The following is a 14,761-nucleotide window of genomic DNA, read 5'->3' as shown; positions in this document are numbered from 1 at the left end:
GGAGATTTTGAAGCAAACGCTTTATGTAGCCAAGGCGGCTGTCCTCCACCGGTTACAGGATGCTGCAGAACAGCGCCGGATATGTGTTCTGATAATATAATACAGAGTGATTGTGCAGGAGATTTTGAGGCCAACGCACTTTGTAGTCAAGGTGGTTGTCCACCCCCAATTACAGGCTGTTGTAGAACAGCGCCAGATATGTGCTCGGATAATGTAGAACAAGGTCAATGCCAAGGACAATTTGAAGCAAATGCAGATTGTGTTAACGGCTGCCTACCACCAGTGACTGGATGCTGCCGGACATCGCCTACTATGTGTCAGGAAAATATTGATCAAGGTCAATGTCAAGGAGATTTTGAGGCTAATGCCAATTGTTCAACCGGATGTCTCACAGAACCAGTTGGGTGTTGCCGAGAGTCGGCAAATATGTGCGAAAATGGAGTATTACAAAGTGATTGTCCTGATGGCGAGTTTGAAGCAAATGCAACTTGCGAAAATGAAGGTTGTGACAATACACCAACTGGATGTTGCAGAACATCAATTGATATGTGTCAAGACGGAGTGCTGGAGACTAATTGCGAAAATGGTGAGTTTGAAGCCAATGCAGGTTGTGATACCGGAGGCTGTGTTGTTGAACCTATTGGTTGCTGCCGAACATCAGCAGATATGTGTCAAGATGGTGTTATGGAAAGTAACTGCACTAACGGCGAGTTTGAGGCGAATTCCACTTGTAGTGAAGGATGTAACACTGTGCCTACAGGATGCTGCAGAACAGGACAAGGTTCAGATATGTGCGAAGATGGAGTGCTAGAGTCTAATTGTGCAAATGGTGAGTTTGAAGCTAATGCAGGTTGTGATACCGGAGGCTGTGAATCCGAGCCAGTTGGGTGTTGTAGAACGCTAGATATGTGCCAAGAAGGAGTGCTAGAGAGTAACTGTGAAGACGGTGATTTTGAGGCTAATGCAACTTGCGCAGAGGGCTGTAATGCAGATCCTATTGGCTGTTGTGTAGACTCAGAGAATGATACATGTGAATCCCCAGTTTTTGACAGTGACTGTGACGGCACTTTTTCAGCTGCATTAAGCTGTAACATTTTTGGCGGCTGTGGTGACCCACTGGTTGTGAATGGTTGCTGTGAAATTGGTGATACTTGTGAAGATGTAACTAATGTAGTATGTGCAGGCCGTAACGGAGATTTCACTCCGAATGAGATGTGTAATATTGAAAACACTTGCGGTCCCCTTCCTACTGGATGCTGTCTTGAAGATGATATTTGTAGAGATAATGTTCTCGAAAGTAACTGCGATGGTTTATATAATGAAAACACTTCCTGCGGTTCAGGCGATTGTATAGTCCCAGATGGTGGATGCTGTTTCTTAAATGGAGCCGAAGAATCCGCTTTCATAGCAAGTAGGCAAGTTGACCCCGAGAAATGTGTTGAGACTACGATGGTCATGTGTGAAAACTTAGGTGGTAGTTTTCAAGGTGAAGGTACCATGTGCACTGAGTTCCCTGATGAATGCGGAGAGACACCGCCTGCTACAAGAAATGTTCCTACTATAAGTCAATGGGGACTAATAGTTATGGCAGGGCTTCTTGGTATCTTTAGTCTTTATGTAATTGCCAGACGTCAAAAATACAACGTAGTATAATAAATAACGGATATTATAAGAAAAGGCTCCTTATGAAAATAAGGGGCCTTTTTTATATTTATATGCATCTAAGTTGATCCGCTTTTATTTCTGAAAACGTAGGTATATTATATAGTACAAATTAACTCAATTAGAGGTGAAGGAATGAAAACTTTATTGTTAACAATAATAAGTGTTGCAGTACTGTTAAGTGTAATGCTTAGCGCGTGGGCTCTTTACGAACGTTCGAATATGAAAATTGAGATAGCAGCCCTCACAAAAGATGTACAAGATATGGAAGCTGAAATTAAAACTCTCAAGTCAAATCCATCTCAGGCAGCAAGACCTAGCGCTCCTGCTGAACAACCAGTAGTGGAGAAAGTCGTCAGCATAGATGATGATCCAATGAAAGGTGATAAGGATGCTCCTATTACAATTATTGAATTTAGCGACTACGAATGCCCGTTTTGTAAACGGTCTCATGACAATGTAATGACTAAAATTGATGAGGAATACGTAAAGACAGGTAAGGTCAGAGTTGTATTCAGGGATTTTCCGCTTGGTTTTCATAAAAATGCCATACCTGCAGCACTTGCCGCAAACTGTGGGGGAGAGCAGGGTAAGTATTGGGAAGTTCATGAATTCTTGTTTAAAAATCCTAAGAAGCTGACTCCAGATGATGTATTGGCCTCAGCCGATGAGATAGGGCTTGATAAAGCTAAGTTTCAAGCTTGCGTAAATAACAAGGATAATGAAAAAGAAATTACGGCTGATATGGAAGCTGGCAAGGAATACGGCGTTAGAGGAACGCCGAGTTATTTCATAGGCAGAACTACTGATGGTGATGAAATAACAGGAGTATTTGTAGCTGGAGCCCAGCCATATTCAGTCTTTAAAAAACATATTGATGAAAAGTTAGAAGAGGCAAATTAAGAATTACTTAAAAATCATTAAGTCATTATATTCCTTCTCTTAAACCCCTGGAGATTATTACTAGTCTCCAGGGGCATTTATTATCACTAAATTTTACTGTCCCCAGTTTTATCTGGAACACTAACTCCAAAAACATTAATATGATCATTCTTGTTTTCTGAACTGAGGCTCTTATTGATTGTAGCTATTTCCAATATAGAAGCTTTATCTTCTGAAGCATCGTGTGAAATGTATATTCTTTTCATTTCACTCTGAGTATTAGCTCTACTAATTCTTTCTCCATTCTCAACTGCAGCTACCTTTTCCTTAATTTCCGGCATGTCATAAAGTGCCAATGTGGTAGAAAAAATGCTAAGAACAGAAGATATTAGAACTGTGACATTTAGCAGTGATCTCACAAAAATCACCTCCATAACAAAATTTCCTCTATCTCCTTTAAAACTGTTCTTGTGCAATAAGAATGCCAAATAACTAAAATGCAATAAAAATAGCTATATAGACAGATTTGACAGCGTCTATAGTTTCTAAATTGTGCAATATAAACAAATTCAAGTTGGTGATATTCCACAAATTTCTTAATTTAATTCCAACCAACAGGCACTTGATCTCTCTAATAATCTCTAATTATTGAATATTTTGGCAATAAGCGGTATTGGCATGAAGGTTGCAAATATTAAAGAATTGTCGGCTTACCGTTACATGTCCGGCAAATAAATATCAGGAGGTGATAGAAATGAGAACATCAATTCTTTCTATCCTCATAGCACTAGCAGTAGTAATAGCGGGGCCGCTTGCTTTTGCTGGTCAAGATCAAGCTGCAGAACAAAGCGCAGAGACAGTAACAGAGGTAACTGATAGCGTAGACGCACCGATCGTTGCTGATAAAGAAGCAAAAGAAGATTGCTCGAATAATGCCGATGACGACGGTGATGCGAGAATAGATTGTGAAGACACAGATTGTGTAGAAGACCCTAACTGTAAGGGCGGATATTAATTGCCTTTCCAGGTGGGCTTAAGAAAAGCAAAAGAACATATTTCTGAAGGACGGTAGTCCTTCTCCTCCACCATCCAAAGCCCCGGAATTTATGAGAAGATTCCGGGGCTTACTTTTAAGGCAAAATTCTTACGTTTAGCTCTAAAACAGATGTGGAGAAAAAATTGAAGCTATATACGGGTTCCCTCCCTAATTACCAATTATCAGAAAATTTAAGTAGTAGTGTAGCGAATAAACCAAACTAGTGTTAAAGGAGAAGGCATATGCAAATAAACTTTAAGTCTTTATTGACCATAGGCATAGTTTTGGGCGGGGTAGCGATTATATCAGTACTTTTATTTCATTCTTTTAGTTTTATGTCACAGTCTTTTGCCCAAGAGGGAAGAGAGAAAGAATCTATTTCTATCCAACGTAATATCTTCTTCCAGGAGAATAGAGGCGATAGAAAAAGAAGACCTAAAGGCGGTGATGAATCTGTCAGAACTATTGACGGAAGTAATAACAATCGTAGGAATGAGGAAATGGGCGCAGCCCATACCGATCTACTTAGACTAGTACCTTCTGATTATAGTGACGGAATTTCTTCATTAGCAGGAGAGAATAGGCCAAGTCCAAGAGCTATAAGTAATGCAGTAGTGTCACAAGATGGGTCAATTCTAAATAGTCTTAAGGCAAGTGATTATTTGTGGCAATGGGGTCAATTTTTAGATCATGATATTGACCTTACTGAAGGAACAGATCCTCCAGAATTTGCAAATATACAAGTTCCCGCAGGCGATCCTTTTTTTGATCCTGAGAATACGGGAATCCAAATTATTCCTCTTAATAGATCGATCTATAATAGGTCCACAGGAACTGATGTGAACAATCCTCGTCAACAGGAAAATGAGATAACCGCTTGGATTGATGCATCAAATGTATACGGTTCTGATGAGGAAAGGGCAAATGCTCTTAGGACAAACGACGGCACCGGAAAGCTTAAAACAAGTGAAGGAAATCTTTTGCCTTTTAATACTGAAGGACTTCCTAATGCAGGTGGTGAAGATCCGACACTATTCTTAGCAGGAGATCTTAGGGCAAATGAGCAGATAGGGCTTATAGTGATGCATACGCTCTTTGTGAGGGAGCACAACAGGCTCGCCGAAGAATATGCCGAGCGTAATCCAAGATGGGATGGGGAGCAAATCTATCAAAAAGCTAGACAGATAGTTGGAGCTCAGATGCAGGTCATAACTTACAATGAGTTTTTACCTGCACTATTAGGCGATAGGCCTCTAAAAAGGTATAGAAGATATGACAAAAATGTTGATGCTAGCATCAGAAATATGTTTTCTACCGCGGGATTTAGATTTGGACACAGCGCCTTGAGTCCTGTTCTTTTGAGACTTGACTCAAACGGAAATGAAATTCCTGAGGGGAATATATCACTCAGCCAAGCGTTTTTCTCTCCGTTTAGGATTACGCAGGAAGGTGGAATTGAACCGATCCTAAGAGGGCTTGCAGCTCAGGAATGTCAACGCATAGATTCATTTGTTGTTGATGATGTGAGGAACTTTCTCTTTGGACAACCTGGCTCGGGCGGTTTTGATCTTCCATCTCTTAACATTCAAAGGGGTAGGGATCACGGACTACCTAGCTATAATGACACAAAAGAGGCTTTAGGCCTAGCCAGAGCTCAAGGATTTGAAGACGTCAGCTCAGATCCAGAAATACAAGAAAGATTAGCATCTGTTTATGATAGCGTGGATGACATAGATCTATGGGTTGGTGGACTTGCTGAGGATCCACTACCTGGCTCACATTTAGGGGAGCTGTTCTCAACAATCATAATCGGACAGTTTGAAGCACTTAGAGACGGCGATAGGTATTGGTATGAAGAAGATTTATCCAGAGATGAAATCAGAGAAGTAGAAAGAACCAAGCTGTCAGACATTATCAGGAGAAACACAGATATAGATCGTGAAATACCCGATAATGTTTTTAGGGTTAAATAGTAGTTCTAATTCAATTGATCATAGATATCCCCCAGGTTCTTCCTATGGGATCTGGGGATATCTCTCTATAAAGAAAAACCCTGAACTGAGTCATTTAAGCTCCAATTCAGGGTCGGGATAGAGAGGTGGAAGGTATAGGATGTCTTTGTTTATCTAAAATGAGTAAGCAAAGGCAGAGCTGATTACCTCTATCTTGCTTGCTGCATATATTACACCTACGGTTAAACCGAATATTACGTGACCTGCTATATGTGAGGAAGCAACTGTGAGGCCTGCTTGTCTAAATTTTTCGACTGGGTGATGCTCTGCGACTGTAATTACAAGCGCAAAAGCAACAATAATGCCATGAGCAAGACCAATGATTAATCCCCCTAATATTCCGCTTAGAAGCGTTGGTGTGAAAAAGAAGTTCATCACCATAAAATATAAGAAGGCAAAAATTATTCCTGAACTAAATTGTATCACCAGCCCGGGAACAAGAGCATTCTCATATGATCCGGTGTACAGACTACCAATTGCTCTTACCATGTCGGCATTGGCAAATTTTGACCTAGTTATAAAAGTTAGCAGTAAAGACATAAGCCCTGTTGCTATTAAACCGGTTGCTAAAATAATGAGAAAATTCATTTTTGATGCCTCCTTAATCTGTTTTTATTTTCGTTCATCTAAATTGGCACATAGCCATTATTAATCTGTCCGTTATACATCATGTGACCATATTTGGAAATTCTTACTTCACGCTCGGAAACATTCTCAATAATCTCACCTCGTTTTAGGTGGTAATAAAGTGTTTCCATTTCTTTTTGACCCAATCCTAATTTAGCAGCGTAGCTGTATAGGTTGAATGACTCAGCATCGATCTGTTCAATTTCCTTAAACAGTCTTTTTACTATGTGATCGTATGACTCGATATCTGGTAAAGATTTAATCATTTTATTCTCCTTGTCTAATGAATGTATAATATTAGTATAATGATGTCACAGCTTTGTCAAGGGTTTTTTGTAAAAATTGTTGAAATTGTATATTATTTAGTAATATAGGGCAGTTAGGTTGATATTATGACTTTATTATGCCATTTGTTTGTTAGTTTTACACACAAAAATATTAGACATAGGCTAGACATGAAGTGCTGAAAACAATTGTACAGATAGTATATTTTAATATTTGAAATAGCCAGCATGACTCTATATATACCAAACTTTTTGTTAACATGTTCTTAATCACTGTTTAACCGTCGGTAAGTATGATATTAAGTGAGGTAAGGAGATTAGACGTGTTTCAAAGAAATATAATGAAATAATATCTGAACACCACTTTATAAATTAATCTCTAATATGTACTTTGTAGGGATTACTAACTATGTTCAACAGACTTATACTTAGGTAGAATTTTAATATCTCAGCCAAAGTGTTAGTTCAATCTAAATGATTATTTCACATAAATATAAGTTTATATTCATAAAGACAAGAAAGACCGCAGGCTCTAGTATTCAAATTTATCTCTCTGATCTTTGCGCTGAGAATGATATTATCAGTACAATCGATAGACCTGAACGCCCATATCATCCCAGAAACTATAGGGGTCTATATAATCCAATTCCTGAGCTATTGGAAAAGGACTCACCTGCTAAAATAGTAAGAGCTCTGGGTAGGTTCCTAACACTTAAAAAATTTCAATCCCATATTAAAGCAAGGGATGTTAAAGACAGAATCTCCAAGGATATTTGGGACAATTATTTTAAATTTACGGTGGAAAGAAACCCTTGGGATAAAGTGCTTTCACACTATCATTTTGTTAGGCAGCGTTATAGCAAATATGATAAGAACATATCGTTTGAAGAATACTTAGAAGTTGCAGAGCTTCCTTATAACTATACGAAATACACTGATCTGGATAATAATATTATAGTAGACAGAGTAGTGAGATATGAGAATTTAAACGATGAGCTTGGAGAAGTTTTTAAAGAACTTGGGGTTCCTTTTGAAGGTTCGCTAGGACCTACAGAAAAATCACACTACCGAAAAGACAGAAGGCCTTATCAACAGGTCTATACACCTGATCAAAAAGACGCAGTAGCGAAACTGTTTGATCAGGAAATCAAAATGCACGGCTATGATTTTTAATAAATATCATTAGGGGTAATAAGTCCTTCGGGTCCACAATCAAAACTTAAAAAACCTTCTTGCAAACAAGTTACTCGTACTTCAATTGGTTCTCCTGTCATTGGATCTGTGGTATCAAATGAGTAGTTGAGTCCATCTTCATTTATTGTTATATCATAATTTATTGATTGACCGCATATCAAAGTTGAGCAATCAACGAACTGACAGCTCAATGGACCAGCCGCGCAAGGTGGGTAAATAGAATCCACTGCAATATTTCCAATACTCGAATGACATGTGTAGGTTGAACATATATTGGTTAGCAGTTCTGCAGGGCAATCGCTCATTGATACTTCTTGTTTTGTAAAACAGTTTATTTGACTGTCATTATTATTTGTACCGGAGTTATTACTACATGCAGCTATTACTAACATAAGAGCAAATACCATAATAGTATGTTTCATATTTAAATTATAAATGAAAAATAGTGAATATGCAGTAAGATATTTATTGTCCGCAGGCGGTGCGGGAGAGGCAGGTAAAAACTATCTCGTTGTTTAATATGCCGGTAACGCTTATCTCACCATCTTGACCTATTGCCACATCAAGTTCGCTATAAACATTACTGTCCAAACATTCAATAGTGCTGCAGTCCATAGCTCTGCATTCGCGCTCGCATTCAGGAAGTGTATAGTCAGAAGCGAGTTCTATCTCCTCTTCAATTACCTGTCCGGAGGCAACTCTGCATAAAAAAGGATCACATATATTTGTGATCTCTATAGCAGGACAATCGCTATGTGCAATGTCTTGATCAAGCGCACAACCAGCGCTAATTTGTTTTGGAATAGTCTCTGAACTAACTGATCCGGTGATTTCGCTGTCGCATGAGCATAGAAGAATCACGGCTAGCAAAGCAAAGGTGAGCCCAATTTGCATAGAGCTATTATAATTAAAAAAAAACTAAAAATCGAGTGGGAATTTTTTATATATTAATCTGGATTTTCAAACCGTTTTTCAGCAACAAAACCGTTTATCAAAAGAGATCTCCAAAAGTGATTAATTTTCTTGAAGTCATTGTTCTCTAAAAGTGCGATTGTATCTTCTGGAGTTATTGAATGTAGATTGTTTCTGACATTAGATAACATTTCCTGTACATCTTTTTCTTCTCTGTTTTGGAGCTGGAATGATTTCCATACTGATAAGAATTTCTCATATAAATCAGAATTAATATCTTTGCATATATCTGCAAGTATAAATGTTCCACCAGGTTTTAGCCCCAATTCTATAGACTTTATAAACTCTTTTTTCTCATCAATTGGCATGAAGTGGGCGATTAGGATTGAAGTTGCTCCATCAAACTCTCTATTTAGCACTTTACGAATATCTCCATGAATAAACTCAATACGGTCTTGAAGCTCATAAGTTTTAACTTTTTCTTCTGCAGTTCTTATCATTTGTTCAGCTATATCAAATCCTGTAATCTTCCACTTGGGATTTTCAAAGGCATATTGAATAGCCTCTTTGCCAGTGCCAGATCCTGCGATTAGCACATGAGCGTCTTTTGGTAGGGATATTTTGAGGATATTATGTGATAAATCGTGGAGGGCTCGGTAGCCGGGAATGATGTTTTCAATCTCATCATCATATCTAACCGCCCTTTCATTAAATCTTTGTTCGGGATTATATTCTGTATTCATGAGCCTTTATTATAAACTATTTCAATTTATCTCATAGACCTTTATTTATTGGGATATCTTGTAATCTGGACAATTTCGGTCCAGGTTATTCACAATTCTGATATTTCTGGTAAACTATCGCCCGAGATATGATGAGCAAACAGCTAAGGGACATAGAATCCAGAGAAGATATTGATAGGCTAATGTGGAGTTTTTATGAGCGCATGATGGTTGACCCTGTTATAGGTTTTATATTCACTCACTATGCCAAGGTTGATTTAAAGATCCATTTACCTATCATAGCAGATTTCTGGGAAACTATACTTTTTCAAAAACCGGTATATAAGAGGGGTCCAAAGGCCATGGAAGCGCACTATGACCTTCATAAACAGATACCGCTTAGAAAACAGCACTTTACACGCTGGTTACATCTTTTTCATAAAACCTTGGATGAGAACTACTCAGGGACCAAAGCCACTTTGGCAAAAGAGCGTTCAAGCTCCATAGCCAAGCTCATGCAAACTAGAATCGGCCAAATCGGAGATTGTACCGAACTATAGCTAATATTATCAATTTTAAAATTATCTTGCAATGCCATTTCTGTTATTAACCAAATAATATATTCACTCTTTCAGGTATAATTAAAGTACTGTTTCAAGAGTGAAATATGTTACAAAGAGTTATTTTAATTTGCTTTGCATTGATTCATGCTACCTCAGCACTTGCAATTGGAAATAGTTTTAAGCAAGATCAGCTGCGATATCCAAGAGTTAAAGTAGCCTATCTTGAGAAAGCAGAATATCTTAAAGAGTTATACTTAGACAAAGGTATTTCATATCCCCCAGAGAAAATTTATATCAGAATATTTAAGAAACAAAAAATACTCGAACTATGGTCTTGGTCTAGTGAAACCCAAGCCTATGTTTTAATAAAAAGCTATGGGATTTGTTATGCATCTGGTAGTCTTGGCCCAAAAAGAAAGGAGGGGGATCATCAAGTTCCAGAGGGTTTTTACCATATAGACCGTTTCAACCCAAATAGCAGCTACTTTCTTTCCTTAAGAATAAATTATCCCAATCAATCTGATAAAAAACTCGGGCACAAAACTAGACCAGGCGGTGATATTTTTATTCATGGGGATTGTGTAAGTGTTGGCTGTATTGCAATAACCGATGATAAGATAAAGGAGATCTATGTCATCTCCTTAGATGCCAGAAACAATGGACAAAATACAATTCCTGTTCATATTTACCCATCAAGATTGGATGATGAAGAGATTGAAGAATTAAGGGAAAACTATAAGAATTTACATCCATTCTGGCTCAATCTAAAACAGGGATACGATATTTTTGAAGAGAATCGAAAACTCCCAAATGTTAGAATTGATAGATCTGGTAAATATATATTTAGTAATATTGATGTCAGACCAAGATAAAAAAGCAGTTTGTCTGATTAGACTTTATGTTATAATGATTTCTAGCTTTAAACGGAGGATATAAAAATGTTAAAACAACTAAATTTCCATCATTTATTATTCCTTTCTATACTTTTTGGACTTAGCACTTTTTTTATTTGCTCATATCAAGTTAATGCGCAAGGTCCCGAGTGTCCTCTAACTATTATTAAATCGGCAGACCCTGCAGATGATACTGAGTTTGATTTCTTATTAGCTGGAAATGCAGTTGATCCTAATTTCACCTTGCAAGATCCTTCTAATAACTCAATTGTAATATCTGTAGTATCAAATATTCCAGGAGTGTTTATAAATGAGGTAACACCTCCAGGATGGTTTCTACAGAATGTAGTTTGTGAAGGAGACCCGGGTTTTGAATTCATACCACTAGGATCTAGTGATTTAATCGCTTCATGTACCTCTGACGGTACTATTCCAGAAGGACAATGTACATTCTTTAATTCTAGGGTATCACCAGTTCCAACAATATCTCAGTGGGGCTTAATTGCGCTTGTAGTTTTAATTGGCCTAGCAGGACTATTTGTCTACAGACGTAAATTACAGTCTGCATAAGAAGTAGAATCAATTCATAAATTAAACTTCAATAGGTCTTAACTTTTTTCTAATATAAAGTAAAAGAAAGCAAATAGCTGCGCCTCCGATAAATCCATCGACAAATCCCCATAGTGTCCACTCCACTACTCCCCAATAAGTATGTGGGAAGAGCATATATGAGTCTTTAATAGATGTGAGTGAAGTTTCGGGGATTGCTGAAAAGAATAAAAAAATGGGTCTTATTGAGAAGTCAAAGGATTTAATTGAGAAATTATAATACATAGTTACTAATCCTAATAGGCCAGAGCATATGCCAAAGACTTTTCCAGTTGCTACACCAAATTTTAAGGTTGCTGGAAGATCATATCTTTCAAATATGATTGAAATTGCATTGAAATATATGGCAATAAAAAACCCGCTGGCAAATCCGTCTATAAAACCTAGAAAAGCAGCTATTGTCACATTTACTGCACTTATTGGAAGGCCAAACTGAGCATATTGAATAATTTCATATACCGAATTGCCCCAGTCCAGCCAGTGTAGAATTGTTAGAGTCAATCCTGTTAAAAACCTAAAATCAAGCTCAACCCAAGCACTTGAGGCACCGTCCAAAACAGACATCTCAATTAGAATAAGTGATAGTGCAGTCCAAATAATGCCTGCGTAAATTCCAAATCTTATAGCATTCATAATGACCTCGTGCTTAATATTACCCAGAGCACTTATGAATAAAAGCGGATGATAGAATGTGCATTTGATATTTGTAAGCTTTATCCGTTAGATTATTTATCGTGATGGTAAAAAAATTCCTAGAAGCAAGACTCAAAAATTTAAAGATAAACTGGATTAAGACTTCTAAAGAGAGAAGGCAGCTAGTTGTCAAGGATATTACCTCAGGCTCTGAGCCGGGTATTAGATTTTACCTTTTGCTTAGCACCTCAGCATTAATTGCTGCGTTTGGTCTAATAGCCAACAGTACGGCAGTCATCATCGGAGCAATGCTGGTGTCACCGCTGATGACTCCTATTATAGGTTCGTCTTTAGGATTAGTCATTGGCGATGGAAGGCTTTTTGCCAACTCACTCAGGTCAGTTGTAGTTGGAACAGTGCTTGCAATATTTTTCTCAGCACTATTGGGATTTTTACCTCTGGCACTTGAAGCTACCCCGGAGATGCTCTCACGGGTTAGGCCAACGCTCTTAGATCTATTTGTAGCAGTACTTGCAGGGTTTGCAGGCTCATATGCGATGATTGATGAAAAGGTAAGCCCCGCACTGCCTGGTGTAGCTATTGCAACGGCCATTGTCCCGCCATTGTCTAACACAGGCATATGTCTTTCTTTAGGCTACTACGGAGGGGCTTTTGGATCTTTTATGCTGTTTTTCGCAAATTTTCTATCCATACTACTCGTAGCGTCAGCAACGTTTATCGCTGCCGGTATGAGTCCGGCGGCAAGTCTGAGGAAAGATAAAAATTTTGTCAGAAGTTTTGTTTTAGCTTTAATGGGTTTTATTGTCGTCGCGAGTTTTCTAACATACTCACTAGTAACTATTGTTAAAGAAAGAAAACTAAAAGAAACCATAGAGACCACACTAAATGAGCAGTTTGATAAACTACATTCAACATCTGTTGATAGTTATGTTTACGATATTGAGGATGGCAGACTCTATATATTGGCTTCTGTGAGATCACCAATTGTAATGACACCAAAGGATATTAAAAAACTTCAGGACTCATTTGAGAAGAAAATTGATATGCCTATCGAGCTAATTGTCAGAAGCATGATTTCTAATGATATTAGTGCTACTGGAAGCGCGAATACCATAATTGATCAGAACTTAGACGGTTTCTTCTTAAACAAAAATTTAGATGCTGACCAAATTCTCATTCGAAAGTCAGAGCAAATAATGCTGGAACAGCTCGCAAATTGGCCTAAAATGAGGCTTGTAAATACCGAGTATATAGATCTAGCAAGAGGCCCTACAGTTTTGGCAACAGTAACCGGCTTTCGACTTTTAACAGATAGCGAAATCAGATCACTTGAGAACAAGATGAAACTAGAGCTAGATGATGAAAATATAAACCTCATTGTCAGAATGCTAAAAACCACAATATCTGATAGAAATGGCGAGATGCTCTATGGATGGATTTATTATGAGAATGTAGGTCCGGAAAAAAGGAAAGAACTTAAAAATCTTGATTCTTTGACGAGATCTAAGTTTGGAAATTATCCAAAACTATTTGTGCTAAATGTTCATAAAGCATTTGAGGGTGAGGAAATAAATGCCTTAGTAGAAACTGTTGGAACTCAGCCTATTAGTCCCGGCGACTTACTGAAGATACAAGACGAGTTATCTGCCGAAATGGATAGAAAAGTTAATCTGGACATGTGGTATAAGTCTGAAGCTATTATAACCACAGATGGTTACAAATCTTTTGAGGAATACAATGAGAAGAATGTTGAAAGGGTTGAGCAAAGGTTAAGAGAGAGTGTAGACCAAAAATATTGGTGATAAGAACTTAATCGTTCAATCGATTTTAATACTTCCTTAAATAAGCTGAAAAAACTTTGGTTATTTTAGCTCTTTACAATAAAAACAGTTTGACCTATAATTTATTCTATAGGCGGTAGGAGAATCGGCTTCAGAATCTGATAAATAGCTGCTCACACTTAAACTCCTACAAATTGACAATAAGAAAAAGAAAAGTATTGGGGAACAAAAAGCTCCATCTTGATTCCAAAATTTAGGATTGAGAGCTAATTCATCTTATTTACAGATGGATGATAACTTTTGAAAATTAAATTTTTTGTCCCCTTCTCGACCCTTCTCCCTTAATTACCGGGAGGTGTTAAGGGGGAGGGGTTTTCTTTTTATACGACTTCATAATTTAAGTAAGATGCTTAGATTTTAAGTCGTTGTGTATGGATTGTAAGCACATGCTATTTTGTGTTGAGAACTGCTCTAATATGTATATATCTGTAATTCCCACATAACAAACAATTTTTTTCTAAAATAACTATTTGGCACGGTTGTTGCTATTAATATAAAAGTAAGAAAAGAAATGGTGAGCTCATTTCTCTACTTATCTCCTTTTATAGATGGGGGCCGGAATCGGGACATTCCAGCCCCCATCTATTATTTATTTCTCGCATTCATGCACCTTTAACCAAGCCCCGGATTATTATTATCCTATCCTCTGAGAGCCTTAAGAGATCCGGGGCGCAAAAGTTTTTGGAGCTCTTGATTAAACATGCATGAGTAGTCAAATATAAAGACAATCTCTACAAAGAGTGTTAACATAATTATTGAAAATGGACTTTAATGATTACGATCCCCAGGATTTCTATGATGAGCTTTTTAAATGCAAGGGGGAGCCTCGTCCTGGCACTAAGATATTGATTGACCGTCTTATGTCATTTC

Annotated in this window: 16 protein-coding genes; 9 read left to right on the top strand and 7 right to left on the bottom strand. The window is 37.7% G+C overall.

The annotated features are described in order from the left end of the window. Nucleotides 1-1,653, top strand: a 1,653-nt coding sequence (locus AAF462_03405) for an IPTL-CTERM sorting domain-containing protein (protein ID MEM7008158.1), incomplete at its 5' end; no start/stop codon positions are given. 144 nt (nucleotides 1,654-1,797) lie between these two features. Continuing rightward, on the top strand, nucleotides 1,798-2,565 hold the full coding sequence (locus AAF462_03400; GenBank protein ID MEM7008157.1) for a thioredoxin domain-containing protein: 768 nt from the start codon (nucleotides 1,798-1,800) through the stop codon (nucleotides 2,563-2,565). Nucleotides 2,566-2,651: 86 nt separating this feature from the next. On the opposite strand, the gene AAF462_03395 is transcribed toward AAF462_03400, so the two are convergent. After that, complete coding sequence (locus AAF462_03395) at nucleotides 2,652-2,963, bottom strand: hypothetical protein (GenBank protein MEM7008156.1); 312 nt, start codon at nucleotides 2,961-2,963, stop codon at nucleotides 2,652-2,654. A 335-nt stretch (nucleotides 2,964-3,298) separates the two neighbouring features. On the opposite strand from AAF462_03395, the gene AAF462_03390 reads away from it, so the two are divergent. Both AAF462_03390 and AAF462_03385 read left to right on the top strand, forming a co-directional pair. Next, nucleotides 3,299-3,559, top strand: coding sequence for a hypothetical protein (locus AAF462_03390; GenBank protein MEM7008155.1), 261 nt, complete (start codon nucleotides 3,299-3,301; stop codon nucleotides 3,557-3,559). A 263-nt stretch (nucleotides 3,560-3,822) separates the two neighbouring features. Continuing rightward, nucleotides 3,823-5,553 (top strand): peroxidase family protein, encoded by a 1,731-nt coding sequence (locus AAF462_03385; GenBank protein ID MEM7008154.1) that lies wholly within the window; start codon nucleotides 3,823-3,825, stop codon nucleotides 5,551-5,553. A 153-nt stretch (nucleotides 5,554-5,706) separates the two neighbouring features. On the opposite strand, the gene AAF462_03380 is transcribed toward AAF462_03385, so the two are convergent. Together AAF462_03380 and AAF462_03375 are read right to left on the bottom strand one after the other, a co-directional pair. After that, nucleotides 5,707-6,180 (bottom strand): hypothetical protein, encoded by a 474-nt coding sequence (locus AAF462_03380; protein ID MEM7008153.1) that lies wholly within the window; start codon nucleotides 6,178-6,180, stop codon nucleotides 5,707-5,709. A 38-nt stretch (nucleotides 6,181-6,218) separates the two neighbouring features. Beyond that, entirely contained in the window at nucleotides 6,219-6,485 is a 267-nt protein-coding gene (locus AAF462_03375; protein ID MEM7008152.1) for a hypothetical protein, read from the bottom strand. Nucleotides 6,486-6,977: 492 nt separating this feature from the next. Between AAF462_03375 and AAF462_03370 the strand changes: the two genes are divergently transcribed. Further along, nucleotides 6,978-7,676 (top strand): sulfotransferase family 2 domain-containing protein, encoded by a 699-nt coding sequence (locus AAF462_03370; GenBank protein ID MEM7008151.1) that lies wholly within the window; start codon nucleotides 6,978-6,980, stop codon nucleotides 7,674-7,676. On the opposite strand, the gene AAF462_03365 is transcribed toward AAF462_03370, so the two are convergent. From AAF462_03365 to AAF462_03355, 3 genes are all read right to left on the bottom strand, one after another. Then, nucleotides 7,673-8,119, bottom strand: coding sequence for a hypothetical protein (locus AAF462_03365; GenBank protein MEM7008150.1), 447 nt, complete (start codon nucleotides 8,117-8,119; stop codon nucleotides 7,673-7,675). The two genes, AAF462_03370 and AAF462_03365, sit on opposite strands and share 4 nt — an antisense overlap. Nucleotides 8,120-8,162: 43 nt before the next feature. Beyond that, the gene (locus tag AAF462_03360) at nucleotides 8,163-8,567 is read right to left on the bottom strand and encodes a hypothetical protein (protein MEM7008149.1); all 405 of its coding nucleotides are present in this window, start codon (nucleotides 8,565-8,567) and stop codon (nucleotides 8,163-8,165) included. Nucleotides 8,568-8,644: 77 nt separating this feature from the next. Then, complete coding sequence (locus AAF462_03355; GenBank protein MEM7008148.1) at nucleotides 8,645-9,352, bottom strand: class I SAM-dependent methyltransferase; 708 nt, start codon at nucleotides 9,350-9,352, stop codon at nucleotides 8,645-8,647. A gap of 128 nt (nucleotides 9,353-9,480) precedes the next feature. Between AAF462_03355 and AAF462_03350 the strand changes: the two genes are divergently transcribed. From AAF462_03350 to AAF462_03340, 3 genes are all read left to right on the top strand, one after another. Then, complete coding sequence (locus tag AAF462_03350) at nucleotides 9,481-9,891, top strand: group III truncated hemoglobin (protein MEM7008147.1); 411 nt, start codon at nucleotides 9,481-9,483, stop codon at nucleotides 9,889-9,891. 107 nt (nucleotides 9,892-9,998) lie between these two features. Beyond that, nucleotides 9,999-10,766, top strand: a complete 768-nt coding sequence (locus AAF462_03345; GenBank protein ID MEM7008146.1) for a L,D-transpeptidase family protein — start codon at nucleotides 9,999-10,001, stop codon at nucleotides 10,764-10,766. Between the two features lie 66 nt (nucleotides 10,767-10,832). After that, entirely contained in the window at nucleotides 10,833-11,357 is a 525-nt protein-coding gene (locus AAF462_03340) for an IPTL-CTERM sorting domain-containing protein (protein MEM7008145.1), read from the top strand. A 21-nt stretch (nucleotides 11,358-11,378) separates the two neighbouring features. On the opposite strand, the gene AAF462_03335 is transcribed toward AAF462_03340, so the two are convergent. After that, entirely contained in the window at nucleotides 11,379-12,029 is a 651-nt protein-coding gene (locus tag AAF462_03335) for a hypothetical protein (protein ID MEM7008144.1), read from the bottom strand. A 104-nt stretch (nucleotides 12,030-12,133) separates the two neighbouring features. Between AAF462_03335 and AAF462_03330 the strand changes: the two genes are divergently transcribed. Beyond that, nucleotides 12,134-13,852 (top strand): TIGR00341 family protein, encoded by a 1,719-nt coding sequence (locus AAF462_03330; protein ID MEM7008143.1) that lies wholly within the window; start codon nucleotides 12,134-12,136, stop codon nucleotides 13,850-13,852. Nucleotides 13,853-14,761 lie beyond the last annotated feature (909 nt).

The sequence above is a fragment of the Thermodesulfobacteriota bacterium genome (assembly GCA_039028315.1).
Classification (GTDB): domain Bacteria; phylum Desulfobacterota_D; class UBA1144; order Nemesobacterales; family UBA2774; genus CR02bin9.
This window is presented reverse-complemented; position numbering and strand designations above follow the sequence as displayed.

Coding starts and splice junctions, on each gene's coding strand:
- AAF462_03400 (MEM7008157.1), top strand. CDS start 1,798: ATGAAAACTTTATTGTTAACAATAATAAGTGTTGCAGTACTGTTAAGT.
- AAF462_03390 (MEM7008155.1), top strand. CDS start 3,299: ATGAGAACATCAATTCTTTCTATCCTCATAGCACTAGCAGTAGTAATA.
- AAF462_03385 (MEM7008154.1), top strand. CDS start 3,823: ATGCAAATAAACTTTAAGTCTTTATTGACCATAGGCATAGTTTTGGGC.
- AAF462_03380 (MEM7008153.1), bottom strand. CDS start 6,180: ATGAATTTTCTCATTATTTTAGCAACCGGTTTAATAGCAACAGGGCTT.
- AAF462_03375 (MEM7008152.1), bottom strand. CDS start 6,485: ATGATTAAATCTTTACCAGATATCGAGTCATACGATCACATAGTAAAA.
- AAF462_03370 (MEM7008151.1), top strand. CDS start 6,978: ATGATTATTTCACATAAATATAAGTTTATATTCATAAAGACAAGAAAG.
- AAF462_03365 (MEM7008150.1), bottom strand. CDS start 8,119: ATGAAACATACTATTATGGTATTTGCTCTTATGTTAGTAATAGCTGCA.
- AAF462_03355 (MEM7008148.1), bottom strand. CDS start 9,352: ATGAATACAGAATATAATCCCGAACAAAGATTTAATGAAAGGGCGGTT.
- AAF462_03350 (MEM7008147.1), top strand. CDS start 9,481: ATGATGAGCAAACAGCTAAGGGACATAGAATCCAGAGAAGATATTGAT.
- AAF462_03345 (MEM7008146.1), top strand. CDS start 9,999: ATGTTACAAAGAGTTATTTTAATTTGCTTTGCATTGATTCATGCTACC.
- AAF462_03340 (MEM7008145.1), top strand. CDS start 10,833: ATGTTAAAACAACTAAATTTCCATCATTTATTATTCCTTTCTATACTT.
- AAF462_03335 (MEM7008144.1), bottom strand. CDS start 12,029: ATGAATGCTATAAGATTTGGAATTTACGCAGGCATTATTTGGACTGCA.
- AAF462_03330 (MEM7008143.1), top strand. CDS start 12,134: ATGGTAAAAAAATTCCTAGAAGCAAGACTCAAAAATTTAAAGATAAAC.